Below are 25,559 nucleotides of genomic sequence, written 5' to 3'. Positions count from 1 at the left end.
CGCTTGGCGATATCGGGTCGTGAATATCCGGTGTGGCGCGGCGCAGTCAGGTCGCATCACGACCAGGCGAGGTGGCGGCCGCAGGTGGGAGCGTATCGAACCGATACGTAGCTGGTTTACGGGTAACGTCAGGAGACAAGAGATGAACAAGAAGGTCGAAGAACAAACACAGAATGTCGCCTCGGAGGCTTCGCTTGAGGCAGGTAACGGTGAGCCAGAGATGATCGTGGTGGAACGCCGTGAACGGGTCGGGCTGATCATCCTGAATCGCCCGAAAAGCTTGAACGCACTCAATCGCCAACTGGCGGAAGAAACGCTCGCGGTACTGCGCGAGCTGGACGCCGACCCCGGCATCGGTGCCATCGTGATTACCGGCAACCCGAGAGCCTTCGCGGCCGGCGCCGATATCGAGGAGATGGCCGAGAAGTCGTTCACCGATTTCTACATGGATGACTTCCTGGCCCCCTGGGACGAGGTGCGCCAGATTTCCAAGCCCATCATCGCTGCGGTGGCCGGCTTTGCGCTGGGCGGAGGCTGCGAGCTGGCCCTGCTGTGCGACATGATCATCGCCTCAGACGATGCCCAGTTCGGGCAACCCGAGATCAAGCTGGGGATCCTGCCCGGTATCGGTGGCTCCCAGCGACTGGCACGTTCGGTCGGCAAGGCGATGGCGATGGACCTGGTGCTGACCGGTCGCAACATCGGTGCCCAGGAGGCCAAGGAGATCGGCCTGGTGGCGCGAGTCGTGGCGAAGGATGAGCTGATGCAGAACGCCCTCGAGGCGGCGCACACCATCGCAGGCTACAACGCGCCAGCCGTCAAGATGGCCAAGCGAGCGGTCAACGCGGCCTTCGAGACCCCGCTGGCGGAAGGCCTGCGCCAGGAGCGTCTACTGTTCCAGGCGGCCTTTGCCACCGAGGGGCAGAAGGAAGGCATGAATGCCTTCGTCAAGAAGCGTGCGCCGGTCTTCCGCCATCGCTAGACGTCGGCCGAGCTAGCGACGAAAGACGACCAACAGCGTCGAATACAGAGCGTCAATCATTGACCGGGGCAGGAGGGGTGGATGCCGTTTGTGACGATCAATCTAGTGAAAGGGAAGTCGAGAGACTACGTCAGGGCCGTGGCGGATCAGGTTAACGCCGCCGTCATCGATACCATGGGCTTCCCAGACGACGATCGCTATCAGGTGATCAATGAGTGCGAGCCGGAGAACCTGCAGTTGCAACGGCGTGATTCGGATCGCGTCATGATGCACCTGGTGATGCGAAGTGGCCGTCCGGACGCCGACAAGAAGGCGTTCTACGCCAGGGTCGTCGAGTCACTTGCCGAAAACCCCGGCATCCCCCCGCACAACGTCATGATCACCATCACCGAGAACCAGGACATCGACTGGTCGTTCAGGGATGGCGTGGCGCAGTTCTGCGAAGCCTGAAGACGGATGCACCGAGACGACCATGGCCCGCGAATAGCGGGCCATTTTTTAGGCGAATCAGAGGGCCTGCCCGGCTCGTTCGTCCACCGGTTCTCTTCCTTGATTTCTGAACTCTTTGCCAAGGCACTTCAGCAAAGCCCCTCATCAAACCCCTCGCCAAAGCCGCTTGCAAAGCCCTTCATCAAACCTCTCACCAAAGCCGCTTTCCCGGGAGTCGGGCTAGAGCGGTCGCCCATCCAGTGAATGTTCCATGATCGCAAGCGTCAGTGTGAAGTGATGCTGGGCGACGCTGAAGGCGTCGTCTGCGCGTCGCTCGAGGATGGCCTGGACCAGTTCACGATGTTCCCGTCTTGCCCTTGGCAATGATTCGGCGGGGTAGGGTTCGGAGCCGAATCCCAGGGTGGCGCGCGCCGTCAGCTGACGTGACTGGGCGACCAGATGGTGATTGTCGGCCATCGCCATGATGCAGTCGTGAAGGCGCTCATCGAGTTGGCGGGCGACGGAGGCGTCGTCGGTGTCGCAGAAGCGGTCCAGCAGCGCCTGCAGTGTTTTGGCCTGGGCCTCGTCGTGACGCTCGGCGGCGGTTCTGGCCACCAGCCCCTCCACCAGACAGCGATAGTCGAAGAAGTCCCTGAGCTGGGGCAGCTCCTGTCCGAGGATACGCTGGGCGGTGTTGGGCGAGGCCTCGTCGACCCGTTTGAAGGTGACAAAGGTACCGCCATCGCGGCCTCGACGGGATTCGATCAGGCCAAGCTCGCCCACGATCTTCAAGGCGCCGCGCACGGTAACGCGACTGACCCCCTGGCGCTCCGCCAGGTCGCGCTCCGGCGGCAGGCGATCCCCGGGGGAGTAGGCGCCAATGGCGATCGCCGTCACGATCCGGTCCGCCAGCTCCTGGGTGGCCGAGCGGGCGCCGCCGGCGCCTGGCAGGTCGGTTCGAGACGGTTCAAGCATAGGGTTCTCTCCAAAAGGTATTGTCACAATACCTTTAAGTGTGATTTTCTAAAAATGAAGCGGCCAACGTCGCTGTGTCCGGCGCACTGTCGCAGGTCGCGAACCGCGTCCGGGTCTGCTGGCGGGTTCGAGTATACACGGCGCCGTCAGATTCTTGACCGGCCATGGGAATGCACAGCAAGAGGCCGCCCAGTGTCGCCACGCAGGCAGCCTCGCCCCCGGTGGACGTCTTCGACCGCTCGATGGCGGGAGATCCCCGCCTTGCCAACTAGAACAAGAGGAAATCACCGATGAGTGACAATACCCTGGAGAGTCTGGGCTACACCCAGGAACTCTCACGAACGCTCAAGCTGAGAGATCTGGTGATCTACGGCCTGATCTTCATCGTGCCGATCGCTCCCTTCGGTATCTTCGGCCACGTCATGAGCGCCAGCGGTGGCATGATCGTCACCGCCTATGTCATCGGCCTGGTGGGGATGCTGTTTACCGCCATCTGCTACTCCCAGATGGCCAAGGAATTCCCGGTAGCAGGCTCGGTGTACTCCTACGTGTCCCGCGGGGCGGGCAGCTTTGCCGGCTTCGTCGCGGGCTGGATCATGCTGCTGGACTACATCCTGATTCCGGCGCTGTTGTACGTGGTGGGGGCGCTGGCGATACACGACATCTTCCCGTCACTGTCACCGATCCTGCTGGTGGTGGCCTTCGTCGTGTTCAATACCTACATCAATATTCGCGGCATCAGCTTTACCGCTGCCTTCAACCGCTGGATGCTGGTGGCGGAACTGCTGGTGCTGGCGGTGTTTCTGGTGGTGGGGGTGGTGACCATCAGCAACAACGTCAACGGTGCGGTCTTCTCGATGGCCCCGGTCTACGATGCCGATGACTTCTCGCTGGGGCTGATCATCTCCGCGGTGCCGATCGCGGTGCTGAGTTTTCTCGGCTTCGATGGCATCTCCACCCTGGCGGAAGAGGCCAAGGGCGGCGGCAAGGCGGTCAGTAAGGCGATCTTCCTGGTGCTGTTGATCATCGGTGGCCTGTTCATCGCCCAGACCTGGGTGGCGGCGCTGATCCAGCCCGATCCCGCCTCGTTCAACAATCTCGACACCGCCTTCTATGAAACCGCACGTATCGCCGGGGGCGGCTGGCTGGCGGTGTTGACCGCCGCGACCACCGCTATCGCCTGGGGTGTCGCTGACTCCCTGGTGGCCCAGATCGCGACCGCGCGAATCCTCTACAGCATGGGCCGTGATCGGCTGCTGCCGGCGCCGCTGGCTCGCGTTCACCCGCGCTTCAAGACGCCCTACGTCAGTGCGCTGCTGGTCGGTGCCGTGTCCATCGTCGCGGGGATCGCCTTCATGCAGCAGCTGGCGTTGTTGACCTCCATCGTGACCATCGGCGCCTTGACCGCCTTCATCATTCTGAACATCACCACGCTCTACTATTTCGTGTTCAAGAAGAAGGCCGCCAATCCCTTCCTGCATATCCTGTGTCCGCTGCTCGGCCTGGCCGTGGTCGGCTACATCTGGAGCGGGTTCGAGTCCTATACCGTGCTGATCGGGCTGGCCTGGGCGGTTGTCGGTGTCGGCGTCTACGCCTTTGCCAAGCGCGGTGGACGTGCCGTGCAGATGGAAATCTAAGGCTTGCCTGAAAAGTGCCTGCGCTCGTCGATGTTGAGAACAGCGCCCAGGGCCAATTGAAAACACTCGAGGCGTCGGTCGGCGGAGACGACCGGCGCCTCGAGGTGGAGACACAAGAATGAAGATCAAGACGATACACGACGTTCATCACTGTTTTGACCACGCCCTCGAGCCGCAGGAAACGATCAGTTCCGGTGATACTCGGCGCTTCGATATTCTCGATGCCAGCGGTGGCTTGATTACCCGACACAGCCAGGCCGACGCGCTGACCCGACTGCCGGCAGGGGAGCTCAATCCGGTGTGTGGCCCCCTCTATATGGAGGATGCTGAACCCGGCGATGTGATCGAGGTGGAACTGGTCGACTTCGAACCGGGGCAGTGGGGCTGGACGGGGCTGATCCCGGGTTTCGGGCTGCTGGCCGACGATTTCACCTCGCCCTGGCTCAAGGTGTCGGAGTACGACAGCGAGTCAGTGTACTTCGACGAGGACATCGTGATTCCGTTTCGGCCCTTCGCCGGTACCATCGGGCTCGCGCCTGCCGAGCCGGGGCAGCACTCCATCGTGCCGCCGCGCATCTGCGGCGGCAATCTTGACATCCGCGACCTGGTAAAGGGAGCTCGGCTGTACCTGCCGGTGCAGGTCAAGGGAGGACTTCTGAGTATCGGCGATACCCACGCCTGCCAGGGTGATGGTGAGGTCTGCGGAACGGCGGTAGAGACCCGCATGGCCGCCACGGCCACATTGCGTCTGCACAAGGCAGGCAATATTCCTGCGCCGATGTTCGACGTGCCGCCGGGAGCGTCGAGCGAGGAAGATGCGGGCTTTCTGGTCACCACCGGGGTGGGGCCGGACTTGATGCAGGGCGCCCGTGACGCGGTGCGCTTCATGATCGATCGGTTGCACCGTCAGGCCGGCATGGATGAGCAGCTGGCCTACGCGCTTTGCAGCGTGGCAGGGCGGCTACGGGTCAGCGAGATCGTCGATCAGCCCAACTGGGTGGTGTCCTTCTACATGCCTCGGTCGATCTTCCGCTCGAAGAGTCTTAGAGCCATCTAGGGGTGAGCTGAACTGACCTTTCCGTTCGTCAGAACGTAGGGTCAGGCCCGCGGGCCTGACCAATAACGCCGGGTGTTGTGGCACCCGGCGTTGTCGTCATGACGTCACTTCGGCTCGCTCGGCGGCCACCTGCGCAAGGACTTCCTGGTAGTTCTCGACGCCCTGGGCGCCGGTGACCAGGTAGCGGCGGTTGAACACCATAGCGGGTACCCCGCTGATGCCCTGCTGTTGCCAGAAGGCCTGGCGCTGTCGTACCGATTCGCCACGCTCGCCCGACTCGAGCGTCGCCACGACCTCGTCGCGGTCATGGCCGAGACTCTCCGCCACATCGGCCAGCACATCGATCCGGTGGAGGTCGCGGCGCTCGGTGAAGAAGGCGCTGAACAGGGCCTGCTTCATGCGGTGGCCTTCATCTGGAGAGCGCTGCTCCGCCCAGTCGATCAACTGGTGGGCGCGGAAGGTATTCACCATGCGCATGTCATCGGTGTAGTTGAAGGTGAAGCCGAGGTCGGCGCCCATCTGGGTGAGCCGTTCCCGTGCGCTGCGCGAGTCCTCATCGCTGGTGCCGTACTTGGCGGCGATATGCTCTCGCAGGTTTTCGCCTTCTGCGTCCATCTGCGGATTGAGCTCGAAGGGGTGCCAGTGCACCTCGATGTCGATCCCGCTCTGGCGCGCCGCCTCGGCGAGCTGGCGGTAGCCGATGATGCACCAGGGACAGACGACGTCGGAGACGATGTCGACGGTGATGGTGGTGTCGCTGTCGCGGCTATCTGGGGATGTGGGCATGTCGGCCTCTACTCCTGAAGAAAGGTGTCCCGGGTTGGTCGTTAGCAGGGCAACCAACCTTACAGGCCCCGGGACACGATCAACAGGGGCGCCTAGGCTCTATTCGAAAAGTTGGCGAGCGCAGGCACTTTTCGGGAAAGCCTCAGATGAGTCGATCCCACAGCCCATCCTGATATTCCCTGGCGCTGGCCTCGAAGCTGTCCGGGTAGACATTGCGGAAGCGGTGCTCGTCCAGCGGGATCAGTCGTGCCATCTCGTCGATCATCGCCGCCGGGTCCTGCTGCAGGTCGTCCCCGGCAAACTGCTGCTGCACCGAGCGAATCGGTTTTTCAGGGGTGAAGCAGGCGTCGGGGTCGTACCACTGGTCCAGGGTGTTGTACATGCGGTCGTTGAAGCCGGTGCGGAAGGGGCCGGGGTTGATGGTGGCCACCTTGACGCCCAGCGGGGCGAGCTCTTCGTAGAGCAGTTGCGCCATGCCTTCGAGGGCGTGCTTCGAGGCGACGTAGGGACCGAGGTAGGGGAAGGTGGTGAAACCAGCGATGGAGGAGGTCAGTACGATCTTGCCCTTGCCTCGCTCGACGAACTCGCGGGCGTAGGGCTGCACGAATTCCAGGGTCGAGAAGACGTTGGTCTCGAACACTCGGCGTACCCGGTCCACCGGGATCTCGGCCAGCGGACCGGTCTCGCCGATGGCGGCGTTGGCCACCACGATATCGACCTGGTGCCCGTAGCTGGAAAACACCGCGTCGCGGTCGCGCTTGTCGGTGATATCGAGCTTTTCGACGGTGAGCGTCAGTTCCTGCTGCCGGGCCTTTTCCTTGAGCGAGGTGACCTGGGGCCAGATCTCCGTGGTAGCGATGACCTTGTGTCCCGCCCTGGCCAGGGCCAGTGCCGTACCTTCGCCGAGTCCGCTGCCGGCGCCGGTGATCAGAATGGTCTTCATCATCGTGCTCCTGTCTGGGAAAAGGAACGGTCGCGGCACGCCTGGGCGTAGCGCCTGGCAAGGCCATTGGGCGCTTGCCTCTGGGTGCTTGCCTCTGGGCGTTTGACAATCCGGGACCCTAACGTGCCGCGACGGCGCTGCTCAACCATCGCGCCAGCATCGCGTCGGCACCCTGGCCCGTATCCTGGCCAACATCATGGCCAGCATCGTGATCAGGGCGGCCGACCGTCGCCACCGCGAGTCCCAGCGTGCTGCCGAGGTCATGTCACGATGATGACGCTTCGGTGTCGGGGACCGTCGATCGACGATCCTTGTGCACTGCCCTTGCCTGCGAGTGTGGCCTGCGGTCCTGTCGACCCAGCGGGACCATCATCGGGCGGCCGCTGACGGGATCGGCGAAGACGTGGCTGTCCAGTCCGAATACCTCCCTGACCATGGTGGTGGTCATCACCTCACTGGCCGGGCCGCTTGAGTAGACCTTGCCGGCGGCCATGGCGATCAACTCATCGGCATAGCGCGCGGCAAGGTTGAGCTCATGCAGCACCATGACGATGGTGGTGCCGCGCTGGCGGTTGAGGTCCTCGAGCAGATCGAGCACCTCGACCTGGTGGTGGATATCGAGATAGGTGGTGGGTTCGTCGAGCAGCAGCACCTCGGTGCGCTGGGCCAGGGCCATGGCGATCCATACCCGCTGGCGCTGGCCGCCTGACAGTTCCTCCAGCACACGCTCGGCGAGGCCGGTGGTGTCGGTGGCTTCCAGCGCCTCGCTGACGGCGTCATCGTCTTCGCGGCTCCAGCGCTGAAACATGCCCTGGTGGGGGTGGCGGCCACGGCTGACCAGCTCCAGCACGGTGATGCCTTCAGGGGCGAGTGGCGCCTGAGGCAGCAGGCCCAGGCGCTGGGCCAGGCGCCGGGCGGGCAGCCGGTGCAGGTCGTGGCCGTCGAGCAATACCTGGCCGCGCAGCGGCGCCAGCAGGCGTGACAGCGAACGCAGCAGGGTCGACTTGCCGCAGGCGTTGGCGCCGACGATGGCGGTGATACCCGCTGGCTTGACCTCCAGATCGATGTTGTCGAGGACCGCTCGGTCACGGTAGCCGGCGGTCAGGCCTCGGGCACTGAGTCGGGTAGGCGTCATCAGGTGGATCCTCGGGCGTTGTCGCGCATGACGAGGGTAATCAGGTAGGGGGCGCCGATCACGCCGGTGACCACCCCCACGGGATAGCGGGCCGGCAGCAGATGCTGGCCGATAAAGTCACCCAGCAGCACGAACAGGGCGCCGACCAGGGCAGCGGGGATCAGCACCGAGCCATTGTGACGGATCAACCAGGCGGCGACCGGGCCGCTGAGGAAGGCGACGAAGGCGATCGGCCCGGTCACCGCGGTGGCAAAGGCGACCAGCCCCACCGCCGCGACCACGATGCCCAGGCGGGTGAGCGACAGCCTGACACCGAGCCCCCGGGCCATGTCATCGCCCAGGCGCATCGCCTCCAGGTCCCTGGCGAAGTGAAGTAGCGGCAGGCCAAGCACGACCAGCGCCAGCAGCAGGGGCAGGCTCTGATCCAGGTGCACGCTGTTGAGGCTGCCGGTCATCCAGCGCATGGCCTCCTGCAGTGGCCAGGCCGGGGCCTGGGTCAGCAGGTAGGCGATGGCGCTCTGGAGCATGGCGGCGAGGCCGATGCCGGTCAGAATCAGGCGGGTATCGGCGACGCCGCGGCGCCACGACAGGGCATAGATCAGCAGGGCGACGCCAAGACCGCCGACGATGGCCACCAGTGCCACCGGAGCGCCACGCAGCGACAGCATGACGATGGCGAAGACCGCCGCTGCGCTGGCGCCGGCGCTGATACCGATCACGTCGGGGCTGGCCAGCGGATTGCGCAGCATGGCCTGGAAGGCGGCGCCGCCGAGGCCGAAGCAGGCCCCGGCCAGCACAGCAATCAGCGCCCGGGGTAGCCTCAACTCCATCAGGGTGAAGGAGGCGCCGGGTACCTGCTCGCCGGACAGCACCGCGATCACCGTGGCAGGGTCGATCCACGACTGGCCCAGCATCAGGGTGAGGCAGACCCCGGCAAGCAGCGCACACAGCAGCAGCGCAATGATCCGCCGGCGCTGGCGTTGGCGTTGCCGTCGCAGTTGCCTGACGGTCGACGGCGTGGACCTTGCTTGGGTGGACCTTGCTTGAGAGGACGTCGCTCGGCAGGACATGGCTTGAGTGGCCGTCGCTCGCTGGGAGGTGGTCGGTGTCGTCGTCACAGTGACCTCAGCGTATGGCGGCGGACGATCCAGATGAAGACCGGACCGCCGAGCAGGGCGGTGACGATACCGACGTCGAGTTCTGCCGGTCGGACCAGCACCCGGCCCAGAGTGTCGGCAAGCATGACCAGCAGGGCGCCGCCGAGGGCACACAGCGGCAGCAGGCGGCGGTAGTCGGCACCGACCAGCAGGCGCAGCGCATGGGGCACCACCAGACCGACGAATCCGATGGGACCACAGGCCGCGGTGGTCGCCCCGCACAGCAGGATGGCCCCCACCGCGGCCAGCGCTCGGGCCATGGCCACGCGCTCGCCTAGGCCGGTCGCCGCCTCATCGCCCAGCGCCATCAGGTTGAGCTTGCGCGCCGCCAGCAGCGACGCGGCAAGGCCCAGGGCCAGGAAGGGCAGCACCGGGGTGATGCGATCGAGGGTAGCGCCGCCGACGCCGCCGATCAGCCAGGAATGGATCAGCCCGGCGATGTCGGCGCGGGGCAGAATCACGGCGGAGGTCAGCGAGGTCAGGGCGGCGGTCACCACCGCGCCGCTCAGCGCCAGCCTGAGAGGGGTGGCGCCGCCTCGTCCGAGGTTGGCCACCAGGTAGACCAGCAGTGCACTGGCGCCGGCGCCGGCGATGGCCACCCAGATGTAACGAGAGGCCTGCTGCATATCGAACCAGGCGATGCCGATGACGACTGCCAGCGCGGCGCCGGCGTTGACCCCGAGCAGGCCTGGATCGGCCAGAGGATTGCGGGTCAGGCCTTGCATGGTCGCCCCGGCCACGGCCAGCGCGGCCCCTGCCAGCAACCCCAGCAGGGTGCGGGGCAGACGGCTGGCGATCGCCGCTTCGTCGATGGAGTCGATACGCCCATCCAGCAGACCCATGAGCGCGGTCAGATCCGTCGGCCTGGCGCCGATGACCACCGACATCATGACGCCGGCGGCCAGCGCCGCCAGCAGCAGATAGACGCCGGTCGGGCCCGAATGGCCTGTCCTGCCAGGCGCCAGCGGCCTTGCCTTCATATCCTTCCCTTCCTGCTCATTTGTGCGTATCCATCCTGTCCAGACGCTTGATTCAGGGTTGCTGACGCTTGCGAGCGGCTTCGGCCAGTCGTTCGACGTAGTCGTCGAGCACCCAGGGAATCGACAGCGGCGTCGGGTTGGCTGCGGTTCCGGTGGGATTGTTGCCGAGCAGCACCAGCGAGCCCTGTTCCACCGCGGGCAGGCGCGAGGTCAGCATATGCTCGTTGAGTCGCTCCACCAGCGGCTCGCCACCATAGGTGATGATGATGTCGACATCGGCGATCTCGTCGATACGCTCGGCGCTGATGGAGCCGGCGAAACGGCCGTCAACGGAGCTGTCGGTGACGAACTGGGGCGAGGTCAGGCCGATCTCGTGCAAGAAGCGCACTCGGGCGTCGTTGTCGTTGTAGAAGTTGATCTGACTGAGGTCGGTGGGCTTGATATGGCTGATCAGCATGGCGCTCTTGCCGGCGAGTTCCGGGTGCTCGGTGATCTGCTGCTCCACCTGGGCCTCCAGGCGTGCGATCAAGGCCTCGCCTTCCTCCGCCATGCCCATGCCTGCGCTGTTGAGTCGGATCATGTCACGCCAGCCCGAGGACCAGGGGGCTTCGGGGTAGGCCACCACCGGGGCGATCTTGCTGAGGGTGTCGTAGTCGGAGCGGCTGAGGGCGGAATAGGCCGCCAGGATAACGTCGGGCTGGCTCGCGGCCACCGCCTCGAAGTCGATGCCATCGCCTTCGTCGAACAGGTTGGGGGGGCCTGCGTCGAGCTCGTCAAGGCGCTGCTCCACCCAGGGCCAGAGGCCATCGCCATCGTCATCGCCGAAGGTGGTGGCGGGAAACCCCACCGGCACCACTCCGAGCGCCAGCGGCACCTCGTGGTTGGCCCAGGCCACCGTGGCGACCCGTTCGGGCTTTTCCTCGATCACGGTGACGCCGAGCGCGTGCTCGATTTCGATCGGATAGCCATCGTCGCCAGCGGCGAAGACAGGCTGGACGGCGGCGAGTAACACAAGGCCGAGCGGCCAGCGTGGGTGGATCAGGGGCATGGGATCTTCCTTGTAGAGGCGATGACCGGCTCTCGCAGGAGAGCCGGTTTGACAGTGGTGTCGCGAGTGCCAGTCGGGCACGCAGCGCCCGACGCGGATGTCGAGGTTTCGGCGTTCCAGGGCACTAGAAGTCGTAGGTCAGGCTCAGCAGCGCGCTGCGCGGCTCGCCATAGATACCCTGGCTATAGAAGCCGAGCTGCGAGTAGTACTCCTCGTCGAACAGGTTGGTGACGTTGAGCTGGGCGCTCATGTTGTCGTTGATGCGATAGCGGGCCATGGCATCGGCGACGAAGACGTCACCCTGACCGATCTTCTCGGTACCGTTGGGGGTGTCGTTGTCGCGGTAGGTGTCACCCTGCCAGCGCGCACCGCCGCCGAGGGTCAGGTTCGACCAGCGGCCAGGCAGCTGCCAGCTGGCGAACAGCTTGGCCTGCTGGCGGGCATAGCTGGTGTTGAGCTGCTCACCGTCGGCGTCCTCGGCGTCCACCAGGGCGTAGCTGGCGGACAGGTTGACGCCGTCGGCCACCTCGCCTGCGATCTCGAGCTCAAAGCCTTCGACCTCGGCGCCGTCGGTGGTGGTGTAGGCCTGGTCGGTGGTGCCCGCGACGAAGACCCCGGGGATTTCCACCGCCAGATTGTCCTGCTGGCTGTGGAACACCGCGAAGGACACGTCGGCACGATCGTCGAACAGCTCGGCCTTGAGTCCGGCCTCGTAGTTGATGCCTTCCAGCGGATCCAGCAGGGCGCCGCTGGGCGAGCGCTCGCTCTGGGTGTTGAAGATCTCGGTGTAGCTGGCGTAGGCGCTGAGGTCGTCGGTGATGTCGACGATCAGGCCCGCGTAGGGGGTGAACTCGTTGTCGTATTCGTACTCACGCTCGCCGCGATAGTCCTGGTCGATCTTCCAGTCGGTCATGCGCGCGCCGACGATAAAGTGCACCGGGTCTGCCAGCGAGAAGCGGGATACCGCGTAGTAGCCCTGCTGTTCGGTCACGGTGTCGTCGGTCAGGCCCCACTCGCCCCAGACCGGTTCTGCCAGGGCCGGGTCGTTGCGGTCGCTGAAGCTGCCCAGCGCCGGCACGTCGCCGGCAGGGCCGCGACTGTTGATCTGGTAGTCCTCGTGCAGGTCCATGTAGCCGAAGCCGAGCTGATGCTCGCGGCCGAACAGGGTGAAGGGACCTTCGGCGCTGACATGCAGATTCTTCTGGGTGCGATCGCCGCGATAGTCGACCAGGTAGGACTCGGTGGCGTAGCTGGGCGTGTAGTAGAGCACACCGGTCTCGCGATCCGGATAGCCGCCGCGGTAGTTGTAGGTCAGGCCATAGTTGGCGTCGCCGTAGCTGTAGGCGGCTCGGGCGGACCAGCCATTGTCGAAGTGGTGGGTCAGGTCGACGAAGGCGCGGGTGTTCTCGGTGAAGAAGTTGGCCCAGTCGGTGTTGTTGGCGGTGGAGCGGTCGAAGTCGGTACGGCCACCGTCCAGGTAGTACTGCGGCACGCCGATGTAGGCGCCGTCCTGGTCGTAGTGCTGGTACTCGATGCCCACGCTGAGCTCGGTGTTGTCGGTCAGCTCGGCGGCGATCACCCCGTAAAGGGTCTCGCGGTCGTTCTCGACGCCGTCCATGAAGCTGTCCGAGCTGTCCTTGGCCGCCACGAAGCGCACGCCGACGCGCCCCTCGCTGTCCAGCGGAGTGCTGACATCGACCACGCCGCGCCCCCGGTCCCAGCGGCCCACCGCGGCAGTCACGCTACCCGCCGCCTCGTCCAGCGGCTTCTTGCGCACAAAGTTGACGGTGGCGGAAGGGTCGCCGACCCCGGTCATCAGGCCGGTGGCGCCGCGCACGACCTCGACCCGGTCGTAGATGGCAGTATCCCACTCGGCGTCGCCGAACGGCCAGAACGCGCTGGTATTGCTCTGCAGGCCATCGAACTGGAAGTTGCGAATGGTGTAGCCGCGGGACTGGAAGCTGGTGCGAGTGCCGTCCAGACGGATCGCCGAGACGCCGGGCAGCCGTTCCACCGCCTCGGTGGTGCTGGTGATGGCCTCATCGTCCATCTGCTGGCGGGTCAGGAAGCTGATCGACTGTGGCGTCTGGCGCGGCGTCAGCGTCAGGCCGTTGGCGCTGGTGCTGGAGGCCACCTGATAGCTCTCGGTCGATTCGGTGGTGGCACGCAGATCGTCACCGACCACGGTCATGCTGGCGAGTTGCTCTGCGTCCTGGGCCAGCACCGGGGTCGACAGGGCGGCACCGGAGGCCAGGGCAATGGCGATAGCAAGGCGGCCAGGAACGAGGTGGCCAGGAACGAGACGGCCAGGAACAAGGCAGGTGAGGGGAGCGGAATGGTACGGCACGAAAGGGGTTCCCTGTTTATGTTTTAAGAATGCAAATTATTCAAGTTTCCATTGGTGGGTGTTTATGAGCGCTGCCAAGTTGTCTATGCGAGATGCCACAAATGCACAAAACGGCAGAACTTTTTGGCGAAGTGGCACCATTGGCCAGGTGCTGGGGCCGAGCAAGCGGAGAAGGTCAGGAACCACGAGAAGGTCAGGCAAGAAAAGGAAACCTGGCAAGAAGAGCAGCCCTGACGCGAACGATTTGGGGCAAGACGACGATCTGGCAGAAGGCGGCCGGCGGTAGAAGACGCCGCTGGAGGTGGGAAGGGACATTGGCGGTGATGCGAGGCCCGCCAGCGCAAGGCGCCGGCGGGAAAAGACGACGGTAGGCGTGTTCTGGCGGGCGCGTTCGGCAGGGGCCTGTCAGGTACGCCCGGGTTCGGCGGCGCTCACCTGACCTTCCTCCAGGGAGGACTCCTCGTCTGCTTCCATGAGTTCCAGGTCGAGTTGCACCGGATCGTCGGCCGCTTCCTCGACCCAGGTTGCCCCCAGGGAGGCGGTGCCGGCGGGGACCGCGACATAGTGGCCGTGGGTGTCCGAGGGCTGGTTCGGATAGCGCCACAGGCAGTAGCCGCCGAAGACCACGATAAGCGCGTGGATCAGCGCCAGGTCCCACAGAAAGCCGGCAGAGCCCAGCAGGTCCATCAATAGCCCCGTGCTTAGCGGGCCGAGGATGGCGCCGATGCCGAGCGCCAGCACCAGACTGCTGCTGGCGGACACCGTCTGCTGCGGCGTCAGGACGTCATTGGCGCAGGCGAGAAACAGTGAATAGAGCGTCAGGGTGGTGCCGCCCAGCAGCACGCCGAGCAGCGTCAGCGCATGGCTTGCGCCCTGGTCGAACAGCAGCCCGGCCAGCGAGAAGGCGGTGGCCAGGGCGGCGACGATGAGGATCACCCACTGGCGATCGGTCTTGTCGGAGAGCTTGCCCAGCGGCCATTGAAACAGCGCCCCACCGAGGATGAACGCCCCCATGAAGGCGGCGATCTGGTGGGTTTCCAGCCCATGGTTGGCGGCAAACACCGCGCCCATGCCGAACACAGTACCGTTGGCGATCCCGGTCAGCAGGCAACCGAGGGTGCCCAGCGGCGACAGTCGATACAGGCGCAGCAGGTTCATCGCCTCGGGCTGGCTGGTGTCCGGCTGCGGGGTGTAGCTCAACAGGATCGGCACCAGCGCCAGCGACATCAGTATCGAGACGATCAAGAACAGCAGGATGCCGCTGGGGTCGGCCACGTTCAGCAGCAACTGGCCGCCGCCCATGCCGAGATAGCTGATGACCATGTAGAACGCCAGCAGTCGCCCGCGCAGGTGGTTGCTGGCGTGGCCGTTGAGCCAGCTTTCGGTCACCACGTAGAGCCCGGCGTAGGCGAAGCCGGTCATCAAACGCATCGCCGCCCACACCCAGGGGTCGATGAACATGACGTGGACCAGGATGGCGATGGAGGTGATCGAGGCCAGGGCGGCGAACACCCGGATATGGCCGACGTCGCGAAGCTTGCGTGGGGTCAGGGTGGAGCCGGCCAGAAAGCCGACGAAGTAGGCCGACATCACCAGGCCGGTGACCGTGTTGCCGAAGGATTCCTCGGCGGCGCGCACCCCGAGCAGGCTGCCCTGCAGGCCATTGCCGAGCATCAGCAGGCCGACGCCGAGCAGCAGCGCCCAGAGGCTCCAGGCCGCCGACAGGGTGGAAGTGGGAGTCGATGTGGTCACGGCGGCCTCGCTTGTCCGGGGAGGGGGCGACGGAAGTCTGTTGTCGTCTGGGGTACCGCGGCGCCAGTCCATCGCCGCCGCCGCTAATCGTCAGTGTGTCCGGCGTACCGCTGATCGGCAAGGGGCGCCTCGATCGGGGCAGCAAGTGGTTGTCGGCAAAGAATTTCCTTCCGCTAATACTGGATTAATCTTCGCCGCCTAACGTGCCCCTCGGAGTTGGACGGAACCACTCCTTGCGTCGGGATGCCCTCGGCGTCCCAAGCCAGGGACGCCCGATGAAGGGACTGACAAGGCATCCCGACCACCCGTTTTCGCACCCGGCGACGAGCCCACCGCGCAGTGTTCAAGCGAGCCCGCGGCTTGCGCCGGTCTGCAGTGGAAGATCATTCGACGACAACGACCGACGCGTCGACCTGCGTTGCCAGGCATCGAGGCGGCTCGTCGCTGGAGCATAGAACCGCATGAATATCACCATCTTTGGATCGGGCTACGTCGGCCTGGTGACAGGCGCCTGTCTGGCCGACGCGGGACACAATGTGATCTGCATGGACGTCGACAAGGACAAGGTCGCGCGTCTTGAACAAGGCGACATCCCGATCTACGAGCCTGGCCTGGAAACGCTGATCGCCAGCAACGTCGAGGCCGGCCGTCTGAACTTCACCACCGACCCGGCCCTGGCCGTGGCCTTTGCTACCCTGCAGTTCATCGCTGTCGGCACGCCCTCGGATGAGGATGGCAGTGCCGACCTGCACTATGTGTTGAGCGTGGCGCGCACCATCGGTCAACACATGGAGGGTTACAAGGTCATCATCGACAAGTCCACCGTGCCGGTGGGCACCGCCGACCGGGTTCGCCAGACCGTCGAGCAGACCCTGGCCGAACGTGGCGCCGAGCAGGCCTTCGATGTCTGCTCCAACCCCGAATTCCTCAAGGAAGGGGCGGCCATCGATGACTTCAGTCGTGGTGCGCGCATCGTGGTCGGCACCGACTCCGACGAGGTCCGCCGCCTGATGCGGGAGTGCTACAGCCCGTTCAGCCGTCAGCAGGACAAGATGATCTTCATGGACGTGCGCAGCGCCGAGCTGACCAAGTACGCCGCCAACGCCATGCTTGCCACCAAGATCAGCTTCATCAACGAGATGGCCAATCTGGCCGAGGAGCTGGACGCCGACATCGAACAGGTCCGCCACGGCATCGGCAGCGACCCGCGCATCGGCTACCACTTTATCTATCCGGGCTGCGGCTACGGTGGCTCCTGCTTCCCCAAGGACGTCAAGGCGCTGGCCCAGACCGCCAACGAAGTCCAGCAGCCGGTGGCGCTGCTCAAGGCCGTCGAGCAGGTCAACAAGGGCCAGAAGCATCGTCTGTTTCGGATGCTCGACGAGGCCCTGGACGGCGATGTCGCCGGGCGCACCATCGCCCTGTGGGGGCTCGCCTTCAAGCCCAACACCGACGACATGCGCGAGGCGCCGAGCCGAGTGCTGATGGAGTCGCTGTGGGAGGTCGGCGCCAGCGTTCGCGCCTACGACCCCGAGGCCCAGGCGGAATGCCAGCGGCTGTATGGAGAGCGTGACGACCTGGCGCTGGCCGACTCCGCCGAACAGGCGCTCGAGGGTGCCGATGCCCTGGTGATCTGCACCGAGTGGAAGAGCTTTCGTGGCTTCGAGTTTGCCACCATCCGCGAGCGCTTGAAGCGTCCGGTGATCATCGATGGACGCAACCTGTTCGAGCCGAGCCGTGTGCGTGAGGCGGGGCTTCAGTACCACGCCATCGGCCGCCGTCACGTGGCCAACGGCTGAGGAGGAGGCATGAGCAAGGCGACCTTCGCCTCCTCCAGGGCCAGCCGCGTCACCGAGCTTGCAACCATGCTTCTGTTGCTGGCGCTGCTGACGATCCTGGTACTGGAGCTGCCCGACGACGTCTTTTCCCCCGAGTCGCAGAGCTTCTTCTTTGCCATCGGGGCCATCGGTGCCTGGCGCTACAGCTGGTGGTTCATCCATGCGGCGCGCTCGCTGTGGTACAACCGAGTGCGTTTTCCGCAGCTGCGCCGTGACGCCGACGCCACGGCCCAGGCCATACGGCCGGACGAACTCTTCGTACTGTGCACCTCCTTTCGCATCGAGCCGGAGGTGAGCTTCCCGGTCTATGAGGCGCTGGTGCAAGAGTGCGCCAACTACGGCGTGCCGACCACCATCTTCGCCTCGGTGTCCGACCGCACCGACGTCGACGTGATCCAGCACGTGATGGACGTATGCGGCCAGCCGGCCAACGTGTCCGTGCGTTACATGTTTCAGCGCGGAGACGGCAAGCGCTCGGCCATGGCCGAGGTGCTGCGTGCCATATCGCGCCAGATGCCCGGGCCCTCGTCGCTGCTGGTGTCGATGGACGGGGACATCCTGCTGGAGCCGGGCACCCTCGAGCGCTCGCTGCCATTTCTGCTGATGCGCTCGGATCTGGGCGCCATCACCACCAACAACCGCGCCAGGGTGACCGGTGGCGACGCTACCCGCGAGTGGTACGACCTGCGCTACGCCCAGCGTCACCTGATGATGAGCTCGATGTCGATCTCCGAGCGCCAACTGGTGCTGACCGGTCGCTACAGCGTGTTTCGCGCCGATGTGGCGGTGGAGCGGGAGTTTATCCAGACGGTCGAAAGCGACCATATCGACCACTGGCGCTTCGGCACCTTCAAGTTTCTGTCCGGGGACGACAAGTCCACCTGGTTCTGCCTGCTCAAGCGCGGCTGGAAGATGCTGTACGTGCCGGACGTGTACGTCAGTGGTTTCGAGGAGCTGCCCGATCGTCATCGCTTCTTTCATTCCACCACGGATCTGATGCGTCGCTGGTACGGCAACATGCTGCGCACCAGTGGCAGGGCTATTCAGCTCGGCCCCAGGCCCATGGGCTGGTTCACCTGGTGGTGTCTGGTCGATCAGCGGCTGTCGATGTGGACCACCCTGATCGGTCCCACGGTGGCGATCCTGGTCACGCTGTTCGTGCGGCCTTCGTTCATCTTCGCCTACCTGCTGTGGATCCTGTTCACCCGCGGTATCGCGACTCTGGTGCTGGCCCTGCAGCGTCGCCGCTTCAGCGTGCTGTGGCTGCCGCTGCTCTACTACAACCAGATCTTCGGTGCGCTGCTGAAGACCTACGTCAGCTTTCGCTTCAACCGTCAGGCCTGGTCGCGCCAGGGCATCGCCGCCGGCGAGCCCGACGACCCCCGGGCGGCACGTCGCCAGCGGCGCATGGGCCACCTGCTGCATGGCTTCCATATGGGTGCACTGGTGCTGGTGCTGGTGCTGGTCACCGGGGCACTCAAGGCCCCTGATCTGCCCAGCGCCAACCTGCTGAGCGAGCAGCTTGCCGCCGACCAGGTCGACACTGGCAGCGACAACCGCTGGTTGTCCCAGGCGGCAGTGCGGGCACCGGAAGGCACGGCGCTGCGCCTGCCCCCCGGCGTGGTGGCACTGGACCATCAGCTGGCCAGCGAACTGGGCAGCGAGGACGAGGTGCGCGTCGAGCGCCTGCTCGGCGCCGATGACGGCGACGCCACCGTGCTGTCGCTGAGCCCCGAATTCGCCGCCCAGGCACTCAGGCTGCCGGGGCTGACCGCGAGCCGCGAGGCCAGGGTGAGCTGCCCGGTCGATGCCGGCTGTGCACTGTCCCTGGGCGGGCAGGAGATCGCCCTGGAACGCCTCGAGGTGCAGGTGCTCTAGCCACCGTCACACCGCCCGCGCGACACCACGTGCGCAGAGTGCCTGCCACTCGCCAACTTAACGACACCACAGCAAGCAAGCGCGTCCCGGCCCGAGAGGCGGGCGCGCCCTTCGGACACCAAGCACAACGGATCAACCATGACCACAGACAACGACGGCAACAGGCGTGACGACACCGCGAGCCGGATGGATCAGGTCAGCCATGAAGCTCGCAGCGAGCGTCACCATATTCGCGTCTCACCCGACTTCGAGGTGGTGATGCCGCAGGGCGAGCACGCCAGGGGCATCGATCTTTCCCTGGGCGGCATGGCCATGCGAGGCGACCAGCGCCACGCCCCCGGCGACTGGATCCAGGCGGAGCTGCGTATCCAGGAAGCCGGGCGCGAGTTCATCGTGCCCTTCTCGGCGGTGTGCCGCCACAAGACCGAAGCCCACCAGGGTGAAGCGCCGCTGACCGGCTGGGAATTCACCTCGATCGAGCCGCAGCACCTGGCGCTGGTCAAGGACATCGTCCGGGCACGCCTGAGTGGCCGCCACCTCGATCCCCAGTCGATGGTTGGCAGCGAGAACGCCCAGACACCGCGCAAGCGCAAGGGTGGCGCAGGTGCCGGCGCCAGCCACAAGGGGGGCGGTGGTCGGCGCTGGGGCCGCTATCTGCTGCTGGTCGCCGGTATTGCGGCGCTCGGTCTGGTGTTGACGGCGGCGCTGTATCGCAACTTCATGCTGATCGAACCAAGCTTTGCCGCGGTCAGCGCACCGCGTATCGAGGTGCGCGCCCCCGGGCCCGGCGTCTTGATGGAGCACGGGCTGCGCGCCGGGGATCGCGTCGAGCGCGATGAAAAGCTCACCAGTGTCAGGAACCACGAGCTGCAGTCCGGGCTGATCCTGACCCAGGCCGCCCAGGAGTATAACGACCAGCTGATCGACAACCTGGAGCAGAGCCTCGAGGCCGCGGGCTCCGGCCCGGTCAGTGTGGCCAACTCGTCGAAGCCGGCCGGGCGCAGTTCGGTGAGCTACGACACGGTGTCACCGGCGGTGGCGCGGGCCCGCATCGACCAGTTCGAGACCGCCCGCGAGTATCAGAGCTCGCGCCTGGCCGCGCTCGAGGCCGAGCAGGCCCAGAACGAGATCTTCAGTCCCTGCAACTGCCTGGTGGCCTGGGCGCTGTCCAGCGCCGACGGCACCTATATCGACCAGGGCGAGCGGATCATGACGCTGGTGCGCACCGGTGACGACGAGATCATGGTTGAGGCACTGGTTCACATGAGCGATATCGAGCGAATCGAGCCCAACCAGAAGGCCTTTATCTCGTTGCCCCACGAGTCCGGCATGATCGATGCCCGGGTGCGCAGCGTGGCGCTGGATGTCGAGCGCGAGCCGCGCGCCGGCTTTCCTGGCTGGGTTCGCCAGCAGAAGAACGTGGCCAGTGTGCTGTTGATTCCCGAGAAGCCGCTACCTGCCAGCAGCGTCGGTACCCCGGTGGACGTTCGCTTCAACGAGACCCCGATCATCGGCGAGACCGTCGAGCGGGTCTGGCAGGGCGGCCGTACCGTGTTCAACGAGGCCCAGGACCTCTATGAGCAGGTAGAAGAGAGCGTGCGCGAGAACGTCTAGCGCAGCACTCGAGACGCCCCTGTGGCGGGGCCGACCAGACCCCGTCACGGCGATGACCGCCACCGAGGGCCCGAACGGGCCGACGGGAGCGACCGATGCACCACGACAAGACCATCGACACAACGCAGTCACAGACCGGGCCGACGCTGTATGTCGGGCTCGCCCTGGGGCTCTCGCTTGCCACCCTGGCCCCCGGGGCAGGGGCCGACGCCATGGAGGTCACCCGCGACGTCTCTGCGACGCCCTGTTCGCAGCGGCTGCGCCCCGTGTTCGCGCCGGATCTCGACGACGTCGAGGGGGAGATCGGCGACATCATCGAGCAGCGCTTCGGTAGCCATCGCGACTGGGGCCTGGAGAACCTGAGCCTGGTCGAGGACCCCGAGGCGGGAGCCGTGTTGCGGGCCTTCTATCCCGCGGGCACCTCTTCACCCAGCGATGGTAAACGTGGCGGTGCGGGCTTCTACGCCGCGCCCCAGGCCCTGGCCGGGGCCGAGCATGCCTGCCTGCGCTATCGGCTGCGTTTTCCCGACGGCTTCGATTTTGTCAAGGGCGGCAAGCTGCCCGGGCTCTATGGGGGCGAGGCGCCCAGTGGCGGCACCCAGGCGACCGGTGACAACGGCTTCAGCGCCCGCTTCATGTGGCGGCGCGACGGTCAGGGTGAGCTCTACGCCTACGTGGTCAATCAGGATACGGCCTACGGCGCCTCGCTGGGGCGCGGGAGCTGGCACTTCGCCAGTGGCGATTGGGTCACCGTCGAGCAGGAAATCCGGCTCAATGAGCCGAGCCGTCAGGATGGCCTGATGCGGGTGTGGATCGACGGCGAGCCTCGACTCGAGGTATCCGGCGTGGAGTTTCGCGACGTCGAGGACGGCTACATCGACGGCCTGATGTTTTCCACCTTCTTCGGTGGCACCGGCGAGTCCTGGCGCACCCCGCGAGACCAGCACCTGGACTTTGCCGACTTCGAATTTTATCGCCGGTAGCGACCTGCTGCCGGCCAGGAGACACGATGCTGAATGTAGCGATAACACTGCCGCGCCTGGCGCGAGCAGGCGGCCTTGCGTTGCTGCTGGGTGGCTGGCTGCCCGTGGCCAGCGCGCTGACCCTGGAGCAGCGCCAGGCGCTTGACCTCGAGGACTACCGGGTTTCGGACCCACAGGCCTCCTACTTCGATGTCGAGGCGCGCATGGCGCTGCTGGAAGAGCAGGACAACAGCATCCTGACGCAGATACAGGATTCCCTGGGTGAGGGTGTCAGCTGTCGTCAATTGTTGCAGCCGCCGCCCATCACCTCGCAGATGCGCATTCCCGGCTTCTACCCGAGCCCCGAGGAGTGGCGTGAAGCCTCGGCGCCGCTGTTCGAGTTCGAGGACAGCGTGTCGCTGCTGGCGGGAACCTTCGTCGCCACCGGCGATGACTACTACGCCAATTGTCTGGTGCGCTATCTCGATCACTGGGCCAGCCAGGACGCCCTGACTCGCTTCCATTACGAGCCCGAGGAGCCCCAGGCCTGGTTTGCCACCGAGTCGATGATCTTCGCCGCGGCGCTGGCCTACTCGGTGGTGCGCCCCGAGGTGGACGGTCTGGAAGAGCCGAGGCAGAGGGTCGAGCGCTGGCTCGAGGATCTGGCGCTTGAGCATTCGGCGATCCCCGGCGACGCCGGCAACAGTTGCTGCAACAACCACTTCTACCGGCGGGCGCTGTACGCCAGCACGGTGGGGGTGCTGGTGGAAAACGACGAGCTGTTTCGCTTCGGCGTCAGCGCCATCCACTCGGCGCTCAATGACATGACCAAGGAAGGCGCCTTTCCGCTCGAGATGGAGCGAGGGCGTCGCGCCACCCACTACCAGAACTACGCACTCTTGTACTTGATTACCAACATGCAGGTGATCGCCCGTCAGGGCTACGACATCTTCTCGCTGGAGGTGGACGGCAAGACGATCCATGACGCAGTGGACTTCACCATGAGCGCCATCGATGACCCTGGCGTGCTGGGGGATATGGCCCCCAGCGAGCAGTACCGCGGCTTTCTGACAGACCCCCAGTACTTCTCGTGGATGGAGGTCTACCAGTCGCGCTTCGACGACCCACGCATCGCCGATTTTCTCGAGCAGCGTCGGCCGATCTACAACCGCAGCGCCGGGGGCTACGTGACGCTCTATTTCATGGCGCCGGGAGCCCAGCAACACCTGGAGCTCGAGGATCAGTCGCGCAAGCAGCAGACCCTGGAGGCACTCAACGAGGCCGATGGCGTCTCGCTGATACCCGATAACGGAGGCCCACAATGACAACACCCAGATTGATCACAAATGTCAGGCACTGGGGCAGCGCCGCCGGCGTGGCACTGCTGTTATCCGGCTGTGTCACCACCGCAAGCGACCTGGGGCCCCACGGGACACGCGAGCTTGCCGCCGAGGACCAGGCGCTGTTTGACGGCGGCCAGGCCAATAACCTTCTGTGGATGCACAAGAACCGCGTCGAGGAGGCCGACCGAGCCCTGGCCGCCGGAGACACGCAGCAGGCGATAAGGGCGCTGGAGCGGTTGACCCATCAGGGGCTGCCCCAGGGCTACTACGAGCTGGCCAAGATCTACGACCAGGGGCTTGGCGTGCCGCGCGATGCCGAGCGAGCCGCCGAGCTTTATCGCAAGGCGGTGGCGACGCCTTCCTGGATTCGCGGCCATGCGTCGCTGAACCTGGCGAGACTGACCCTGGAAGGCGACGGTGTGCAGCGGGATGATCTGCTGGGCTACTACCTGCTCCAGCAGGCCATCGAGGAGGACGTCGGGCGCGACGCCAAGGCCCGGCTGGCAGCGCTGCTCAGCCGCGGAGGGGACGGCGTGCGTGCCGATCCGGCGAAGGCTCGAACGCTGTACCAGGAACTGGCCGATGACGGTGATAGCGAGGCCATGGCGGCGCTGGCCGAGGCCCATGCGCCGGGCGGCTGGCTGGCCGAGGCGCCGGAGTTGGTGGAAGACTATCGCCGGCGTCAGCTCAGGGCCCTTGAGCGCGAGGCCGAGGCCGGCGAACCCGCGGCCATGGTCGACCTGGCCGAGCTTTATGCCGAGGGTGGCTGGCATCCAGGCAACAGTGAACGGCGTCGGCAATGGCTGTCGCGGGCGGCAAACGCCGGTGAGGTGTCGGCGATGACCGCGCTGGGACGTGACCACCTCAGGGCCAGCGACGGCAATGCGCGCCTCGCCCGTCGCTGGCTCGATCGCGCTGTGGCCGCCGGGGACGTCAACGCCATGGTGGTACTGGGGCGAGCCCTGGTGGAAGGCAACGGCCTTGAGCGAGATCTGGACGAGGGCACGGCGCTGTTGAACCGGGCCGCCGAACAGGGCGACCCGTTGGCCCACGCCGTGCTCGGAAGCCTCTATCTGGACGGGGACAAGGTGCCTGCCCAACCGCAACTGGCGCTCGAGCATCTGCGCCAGGGACAGCAGCTTGGCCACCCCTGGGCGAGCTACCAGCTCGGCAAGGCCTACCTGGAAGGCGATCATGTCGGCCAGGACCCGCTGCGCGCGATGACACTGCTGCAGGACGCCATCGACAAGGACCACGCGGCGGCGCGACGCACCCTGGGCGCGGCGTTGCTCGAAGGTGAGGTGCTGGACGCAGACCCGGCGCGAGCCGAGGAATTGTTGACGCAGGCGGTCGAGCAGGGCGACGTGCGTGCCATGACGCTGCTCGGTCTGGCTCGACTCACCGGCCAGCTGCCGGGGGGCGGTGGCCGAGGCCAGGGCGTCTCGCTGCTTGAGCAGGCCGCCGAGCAAGGCGACGCCTACGCCATGCTGGTGCTCGGGCGCGCCTATCGCAAGGGTACCGGCGTCGGCGTCGACCTGGCGCGCTCGGCCGAATGGCTTAAACGTGCCGAGCAGGCCGGCCACACCTCCGCTGGCGAGGCCTTGATGAGAACCCGCCTGGCCCAGGGGGACGCCGGCAATATCCGCCAGCTCCGGCGCGCCGCCGAGGCCGGCCACGCCGGTGCCATGACCCAGCTTGGCCAGGCCTACCTGGCGGGCAATGGGATCGCTCGCAATCCTGTACAGGCGCGTACCTGGCTTGCCCGTGGACTGAGTAGTGGCGATACCAGCGCCGCGGCGCCGCTGGGGCGCATCTACATGGAGGGCATCGGAGTGGCCAGGGACGCCGGCAGGGCCATGGACCTGTGGCGCCAGGCGGCCGAGGCGGGCGACAGCCACGCCATGGTCGACCTTGGGCGCGCCCTGCTCGAAGGAGACGGCGTTGCGGCCAATCCGCAACAGGGTGTCGCCTGGCTCGAACGCGCCGCCGAACACGGCCGCCTGGGGGCCCAGCTGGCGCTGGGCAAGGCCTATCTGGAAGGGGAATCCGTGGCGGCCGATAGCCAGCGAGGCCTGTCGCTGCTGCGCGATGCAGCCGCCGCCGGCAACGCCTACGCGGCCCAGTTGATCGGCCGTGCCTTTCTCGACGGCCAGGGCGTGAGCGCCGATGGCGAGCGGGCCGACCGTTGGCTGACCCAGGCTGCCGAGTCGGGTAGCGATTCGGCCCAGAAGATTCTGGGCACCGCTCTGGTACGTGGCGAGGGACCGCTGTCGGTGGACGCCGAGCGAGGCCGGCGCTGGCTGACCACCGCCGCCGAGTCCGGCCATGCCGGGGCCAAGGCGACCCTGGGGCGCGAGCTGCTGCGAGGCCAGGCGCTCGAGCAGGATCGTGAGCGTGGCGCCGAGTATCTGGTCGACGCGGCGCTCGAGGGCCACGGCTCGGCGCGACTGGCGTTGGCCAAGGCCTACCTGGCGTCCAGGGGGCTTGAAACCGCCAACCAGCAGGCGGCGTTGTTATGGCTCGACGGCGTGCTGGAAGGCGAGGGGGATCTGGCCATCGAGACCCTGCATCAGCTATTGATGGAAACCCCCAACCTGGAAAGCTGAAGACCCGCCACGTTGCGCCTCTAGCGAGGCGTACCGCCATCAAGTTGTAGGTCGCAAGACGCACGTTTCGCGGCGAATATCCACGGTGTC

19 protein-coding genes are annotated in these 25,559 nt (G+C 65.8%); 10 read left to right on the top strand and 9 right to left on the bottom strand.

Going from position 1 to position 25,559, the window contains the following annotated elements; all coding sequences use genetic code 11:
- Nucleotides 1-142 precede the first annotated feature (142 nt).
- Together EBB56_RS00455 and EBB56_RS00450 are read left to right on the top strand one after the other, a co-directional pair.
- Complete coding sequence (locus EBB56_RS00455; RefSeq protein ID WP_185696355.1) at nucleotides 143-982, top strand: enoyl-CoA hydratase-related protein; 840 nt, start codon at nucleotides 143-145, stop codon at nucleotides 980-982.
- Nucleotides 983-1,063: 81 nt separating this feature from the next.
- Nucleotides 1,064-1,432, top strand: a complete 369-nt coding sequence (locus EBB56_RS00450; RefSeq protein ID WP_124802326.1) for a tautomerase family protein — start codon at nucleotides 1,064-1,066, stop codon at nucleotides 1,430-1,432.
- 219 nt (nucleotides 1,433-1,651) lie between these two features.
- Here EBB56_RS00450 and EBB56_RS00445 read toward each other — a convergent pair whose 3' ends face one another.
- Nucleotides 1,652-2,386 (bottom strand): FadR/GntR family transcriptional regulator, encoded by a 735-nt coding sequence (locus EBB56_RS00445; RefSeq protein WP_108449868.1) that lies wholly within the window; start codon nucleotides 2,384-2,386, stop codon nucleotides 1,652-1,654.
- Nucleotides 2,387-2,676: 290 nt separating this feature from the next.
- Between EBB56_RS00445 and EBB56_RS00440 the strand changes: the two genes are divergently transcribed.
- Both EBB56_RS00440 and EBB56_RS00435 read left to right on the top strand, forming a co-directional pair.
- Nucleotides 2,677-4,023: an APC family permease gene (locus EBB56_RS00440; RefSeq protein ID WP_124802324.1), complete on the top strand. Its 1,347-nt coding sequence runs from the start codon at nucleotides 2,677-2,679 to the stop codon at nucleotides 4,021-4,023.
- Between the two features lie 118 nt (nucleotides 4,024-4,141).
- Nucleotides 4,142-5,080 (top strand): acetamidase/formamidase family protein, encoded by a 939-nt coding sequence (locus tag EBB56_RS00435; protein WP_045990938.1) that lies wholly within the window; start codon nucleotides 4,142-4,144, stop codon nucleotides 5,078-5,080.
- Between the two features lie 96 nt (nucleotides 5,081-5,176).
- On the opposite strand, the gene EBB56_RS00430 is transcribed toward EBB56_RS00435, so the two are convergent.
- The 8 genes from EBB56_RS00430 to EBB56_RS00395 all read right to left on the bottom strand — a co-directional run bounded on the left by EBB56_RS00430 (nucleotide 5,177) and on the right by EBB56_RS00395 (nucleotide 15,228).
- The gene (locus tag EBB56_RS00430) at nucleotides 5,177-5,866 is read right to left on the bottom strand and encodes a DsbA family protein (RefSeq protein ID WP_124802322.1); all 690 of its coding nucleotides are present in this window, start codon (nucleotides 5,864-5,866) and stop codon (nucleotides 5,177-5,179) included.
- A gap of 142 nt (nucleotides 5,867-6,008) precedes the next feature.
- A complete protein-coding gene (locus tag EBB56_RS00425) occupies nucleotides 6,009-6,809 on the bottom strand; it encodes an SDR family oxidoreductase (RefSeq protein WP_108131693.1) in 801 nt (266 codons plus the stop codon).
- A 265-nt stretch (nucleotides 6,810-7,074) separates the two neighbouring features.
- Nucleotides 7,075-7,944 carry an ABC transporter ATP-binding protein gene (locus EBB56_RS00420; RefSeq protein WP_124802320.1) on the bottom strand — a complete coding sequence of 290 codons (870 nt, stop codon included), beginning with the start codon at nucleotides 7,942-7,944 and terminating at the stop codon, nucleotides 7,075-7,077.
- Nucleotides 7,944-9,062 carry an iron chelate uptake ABC transporter family permease subunit gene (locus EBB56_RS00415; protein WP_260425255.1) on the bottom strand — a complete coding sequence of 373 codons (1,119 nt, stop codon included), beginning with the start codon at nucleotides 9,060-9,062 and terminating at the stop codon, nucleotides 7,944-7,946. The genes EBB56_RS00420 and EBB56_RS00415 overlap by 1 nt, the downstream gene beginning before the upstream one ends.
- Nucleotides 9,059-10,081, bottom strand: a complete 1,023-nt coding sequence (locus EBB56_RS00410) for an iron ABC transporter permease (protein WP_124802318.1) — start codon at nucleotides 10,079-10,081, stop codon at nucleotides 9,059-9,061. Before EBB56_RS00410 ends, EBB56_RS00415 begins: the two co-directional genes overlap by 4 nt.
- 52 nt (nucleotides 10,082-10,133) lie before the next feature.
- Nucleotides 10,134-11,129 carry an iron-siderophore ABC transporter substrate-binding protein gene (locus EBB56_RS00405; RefSeq protein ID WP_124802316.1) on the bottom strand — a complete coding sequence of 332 codons (996 nt, stop codon included), beginning with the start codon at nucleotides 11,127-11,129 and terminating at the stop codon, nucleotides 10,134-10,136.
- Between the two features lie 124 nt (nucleotides 11,130-11,253).
- Nucleotides 11,254-13,476: a TonB-dependent siderophore receptor gene (locus tag EBB56_RS00400; RefSeq protein WP_124802314.1), complete on the bottom strand. Its 2,223-nt coding sequence runs from the start codon at nucleotides 13,474-13,476 to the stop codon at nucleotides 11,254-11,256.
- Nucleotides 13,477-13,881: 405 nt separating this feature from the next.
- Nucleotides 13,882-15,228 (bottom strand): MFS transporter, encoded by a 1,347-nt coding sequence (locus EBB56_RS00395; protein ID WP_260425254.1) that lies wholly within the window; start codon nucleotides 15,226-15,228, stop codon nucleotides 13,882-13,884.
- A gap of 461 nt (nucleotides 15,229-15,689) precedes the next feature.
- Between EBB56_RS00395 and EBB56_RS00390 the strand changes: the two genes are divergently transcribed.
- The 6 genes from EBB56_RS00390 (at nucleotide 15,690) to EBB56_RS00365 (ending at nucleotide 25,469) form a co-directional block, all read left to right on the top strand.
- Nucleotides 15,690-17,027 (top strand): UDP-glucose/GDP-mannose dehydrogenase family protein, encoded by a 1,338-nt coding sequence (locus EBB56_RS00390; protein ID WP_124802312.1) that lies wholly within the window; start codon nucleotides 15,690-15,692, stop codon nucleotides 17,025-17,027.
- Nucleotides 17,028-17,036: 9 nt separating this feature from the next.
- Nucleotides 17,037-18,944, top strand: a complete 1,908-nt coding sequence (locus tag EBB56_RS00385; protein WP_124802310.1) for a glycosyltransferase — start codon at nucleotides 17,037-17,039, stop codon at nucleotides 18,942-18,944.
- Between the two features lie 138 nt (nucleotides 18,945-19,082).
- Nucleotides 19,083-20,558, top strand: coding sequence for an HlyD family efflux transporter periplasmic adaptor subunit (locus tag EBB56_RS00380; protein ID WP_124802308.1), 1,476 nt, complete (start codon nucleotides 19,083-19,085; stop codon nucleotides 20,556-20,558).
- A gap of 95 nt (nucleotides 20,559-20,653) precedes the next feature.
- A complete protein-coding gene (locus EBB56_RS00375; RefSeq protein ID WP_260425253.1) occupies nucleotides 20,654-21,541 on the top strand; it encodes a polysaccharide lyase in 888 nt (295 codons plus the stop codon).
- Nucleotides 21,542-21,567: 26 nt separating this feature from the next.
- Nucleotides 21,568-22,845 (top strand): alginate lyase family protein, encoded by a 1,278-nt coding sequence (locus EBB56_RS00370; RefSeq protein WP_124802306.1) that lies wholly within the window; start codon nucleotides 21,568-21,570, stop codon nucleotides 22,843-22,845.
- A complete protein-coding gene (locus EBB56_RS00365; RefSeq protein ID WP_124802304.1) occupies nucleotides 22,842-25,469 on the top strand; it encodes a tetratricopeptide repeat protein in 2,628 nt (875 codons plus the stop codon). Before EBB56_RS00370 ends, EBB56_RS00365 begins: the two co-directional genes overlap by 4 nt.
- Nucleotides 25,470-25,559 lie beyond the last annotated feature (90 nt).

It is taken from the genome of Halomonas sp. YLB-10 (genome assembly GCF_003856855.1).
GTDB lineage: Bacteria > Pseudomonadota > Gammaproteobacteria > Pseudomonadales > Halomonadaceae > Halomonas > Halomonas litopenaei.
Note: the sequence above shows the minus strand (reverse complement) of the source record. Positions and strands in the feature narration are given on the sequence as shown.